Annotated in this window: 5 protein-coding genes; all 5 read left to right on the top strand. The window is 70.9% G+C overall.

Features of this window, described 5'->3' with window-relative positions; all coding sequences use genetic code 11:
- The coding region (locus AOK24_RS24825) for an alpha/beta fold hydrolase (RefSeq protein WP_159051971.1) at positions 1 to 952 on the top strand (952 nt) is incomplete at its 5' end.
- Positions 953 to 956: 4 nt separating this feature from the next.
- Positions 957 to 1,169 (top strand): MbtH family protein, encoded by a 213-nt coding sequence (locus AOK24_RS24820; protein WP_055722292.1) that lies wholly within the window; start codon positions 957 to 959, stop codon positions 1,167 to 1,169.
- Between the two features lies 1 nt (position 1,170).
- On the top strand, positions 1,171 to 2,394 hold the full coding sequence (locus AOK24_RS24815; protein WP_055722291.1) for a cytochrome P450 family protein: 1,224 nt from the start codon (positions 1,171 to 1,173) through the stop codon (positions 2,392 to 2,394).
- An 8-nt stretch (positions 2,395 to 2,402) separates the two neighbouring features.
- Positions 2,403 to 3,152, top strand: a complete 750-nt coding sequence (locus AOK24_RS24810) for an SRPBCC family protein (RefSeq protein WP_240554104.1) — start codon at positions 2,403 to 2,405, stop codon at positions 3,150 to 3,152.
- 88 nt (positions 3,153 to 3,240) lie between these two features.
- Positions 3,241 to 3,423, top strand: a complete 183-nt coding sequence (locus AOK24_RS24805) for a hypothetical protein (RefSeq protein WP_055722289.1) — start codon at positions 3,241 to 3,243, stop codon at positions 3,421 to 3,423.
- Positions 3,424 to 3,470 lie beyond the last annotated feature (47 nt).

Here is a 3,470-nt window from a genome sequence, read left to right as displayed (position 1 = left end):
CGGCGGCCACTCGCTGCTCGCGGCCCGCCTCGTCGCGACGGTCAGGGACACCCTGGGCGTCGAGATCGGCCTGCGGACGCTGTTCCAGGCTCCGACCGTCGCCGAGCTGTCCGGCAGGCTGGCGCTCCAGGACGCGGACGGCTCGCTGGACGTCGTCCTGCCACTGCGGCCCACCGGCACCGGCACACCCCTGTTCTGCGTGCACCCCGGCGGCGGCGTGAGCTGGTGCTACAGCGGGCTGCTCAGCCACGTCGACCCCGACCACCCCGTGTACGCCATCCAGGCGCGCAGCCTCGCCCGGGACGAACCCAGGCCGGGCAGCTACGAGGAGATGGCCGCCGACTACGTGGAGCAGATCCGCAAGATCCAGCCGGAGGGCCCGTACCTGCTCCTCGGCTGGTCGGCCGGCGGACTCATCGCACACGCGGTCGCCACGGAGCTCGGGCGCCTGGGCCAGCGCACGGCGTTGCTCGCGATCCTCGACGCCTACCCGGTCGTCGACCTCACCTTCGACGAGGCGCCGGTCCCCTCCGAACGGGACGTCCTGGTCGGCATGTTGGACTGCGACCCCGACGAACTCCCGGACGGCGACCTCACCTACGACGAGGTGATGACGGTCCTCAGGCAGCGCGGCAGCGCGCTCGCGAGCCTGGAGCGCCGCCACCTCGAAGCCATCGTCGCCGTGATGATCAACAACGCGAGCCTCGCCCTCACCTTCGAACCGGCCGTGTTCCAGGGCGAGATGCTCCTGTTCAACTCCACGATCGACCGCGAGCAGGACTCCCCGGGAGCCGACGTGTGGCAGCCGTACGTCGACGGCCCGATCACCTCGTACGACATCACCGCACGCCACGACCGCATGACCCAGCCGGGCGCACTCGCCCAACTCGGCCCCGTGCTCGCCGCACGCATCGCCGAACTCGCCAACTCCACCGACACAGAGGAGATCTGACGCCATGTCGACGAACCCCTTCGAGGACGACACCGCCCGCTACCTCGTGCTCACCAACGACGAGGGCCAGCACTCCCTGTGGCCCGCGTTCGCCGACGTCCCGGACGGCTGGACCGTCGCCCACCCCGAGGACACCCGCCAGGCCTGCCTGGACCACGTCGAGCAGCACTGGACGGACATGCGGCCCAAGAGCCTCGTGCGGGCCATGGACGCCTGACATGACGGCGACCCCCACCGACACCCTCGACTACCCGGCGGCGATGGCGAGCGACACCTTCCGCCGGGACCCGTACCCCTTCTACGCCCGCATGCGGGACACCGACCCCATCCACCGTACGCAGCAAGGCATTTGGTACGTCTTCCGGTACGACGACGTCGAACAGGCCCTGGGCGACCTGCGGTTGTCGAACGACAAGGACCGGATGACCGGCGCGCTCGTCGCGCAGGACGGCCGCATGCGGCAGCTGAGCAGGCTCGTCGCGCGGCTCGGACGCGTCATGAGCAACACCGACCCGCCGGACCACGCGCGCCTGAGGAAACTCGTCAACAAGGCGTTCACCGCACGGCGGGTGGAGGAGCTGCGGCCCAGGATCCAAGGGGTCGTGGACCGGCTGATCGACGAGGCCGGCGGGTCCACGTTCGACGCGCTCGCCGCCGTCGCCTCACCCCTCCCGCACGCCGTGGTCTGCGAACTGTTCGGCATCCCCGAGGCGGACCGCGCTCAAGTCAAGGAGTGGTTCCGGGGGTTGGGCCGCATCCACGAGGACATCGACAAGGCCGAGAAAGTCGTCGACGCCTTCGAGACGTACCTGACCGGCCTCGCCCGCGAACGCCGCGCCGACCCGGGCGACGACCTGATCAGCGCCCTGGTCACCGCACAGGCGCAGGACGACCGGCTCACCGACCACGAGGTCCTCTCCACCTGCTTCATGCTGATCACGGCGGGCGACGAGACCACCACCAACCTCGTCGGCAACGGCCTCCTCGCCCTCCTGCGCCACCCCGACCAGCTCGAACGCCTCCGCGAAGAACCGGAGTTGATCCGCCAGGCGGTGGAGGAGTTCGTCCGGTACGACACCCCGAGCCAGGCCATCGTCCGGGTGGCCGCCGAGCAACTCGACCTGGGCGGCCGTACGTTGCCCCCGGGCGACCTGGTCTACCTGCTGCTCGCCTCGGCGGGCCGCGACCCCGAGCGGTACGACGACCCCGACCGCCTCGACCTGACCCGCACCCACCCCCGGCACCTCGGCTTCGGCCACGGACCGCACTTCTGCCTGGGCGCCCCGCTGGCCCGCCTGGAGACCGAGATCGCCGTCTCCACCCTCCTCGCCCGCTGCCCCGGCCTGCGCCTCGCGGTCGCCCCGGACGCACTGGACTGGCGCCCCAACCCGCTGCAACGCCGCCTCACGGCGCTGCCCGTCACCCACAACCCGAGGAAGTGACCACCGAGGTGACCGAGACTCAGGAACTCACCCCCACCCGCGAGTTGAAGGTGACCCGCGAACAGGTCCTGCCCTGCGCGCCCGACCGCGTCTTCCGCGCCGTCGCCACCACCGACGGCAACGTCGGCTGGCTGTACCCCATGGACGTCGAACCCCGCCTCGGCGGCGCCGTCTCGCGAGGCTCCTCCACGGTCGTCGCCTGGGACCCGCCCCACGAATTCGCCTGCCGCACCCCGGACTTGGACGGCTTCACCAACACCCTCAGCTACCGCGTCGAGCCGCACGAGGACGGCGCCCTGCTGCGGATGGGCATCCACTGGGTGCACACCGGCACCCCCGACGACGGCTGGGACACCCGCGCCGACGCGGCCGTACGGCACGTCGACTTCTACCAGCACAGCCTCGCGGAGTACCTGCGGCACTTCGACGGGCGCCCCGCCACGTACGTCAAGGCGTCCCGGCCCGGGCCGCCCACGTCGCCGGACGCCTTCGACGCGGTACGGGAGAGGCTCGGCGTGCCGCCGGGAGCCGCAGCGGGCGACGTGGTCGTGGCCCTGCTGCCCGGCGGCCCGGTTCAGGTCCAAGTCGACCACCGGGACGGGGACTTCCTCGGACTGCGCGGCCCCGACGGCCTGTACCGCTTCTTCAACGGGGCCCGCTGGAACTGGCCGCTGTGGGTCGGCCACCACCTGTTCACGCCGGCCCCGGACACCGACGACGCCGCGTGGGACACGTGGCTCGCCGAAACGGCCCCCTGAGTCGAAACGACCCTCCGAGTCGAAACGACCCGCTGAAAAGTCCAGCTGAAAGTCCAGCTGAAAAGACCAGCGCGAAAGGAGCGCACCCATGCAGACCCAGACCCTCGTCTACTCCGCCGAACTCGTCGAGCAGGACGGCGTCTTCACCCTCGTCGTCACCGACCAGACCCACGGCACCGTGCAGTCCGTCCAGGTCCCGAAGCGGGCCGTCGACAAACTCCCGTACTTCCTCTCGCTGCTGACGTCACGTCAGTTCGGCATGTTCCGCTAGCAGTTAGGCACCGCACCGCCATGCCCCACCTCGCCCCCACCCGGCAC

The organism is Streptomyces niveiscabiei (assembly GCF_001419795.1).
GTDB classification, from domain to species: Bacteria; Actinomycetota; Actinomycetes; order Streptomycetales; family Streptomycetaceae; genus Streptomyces; species Streptomyces niveiscabiei.
Note: the sequence above shows the minus strand (reverse complement) of the source record. Positions and strands in the feature narration are given on the sequence as shown.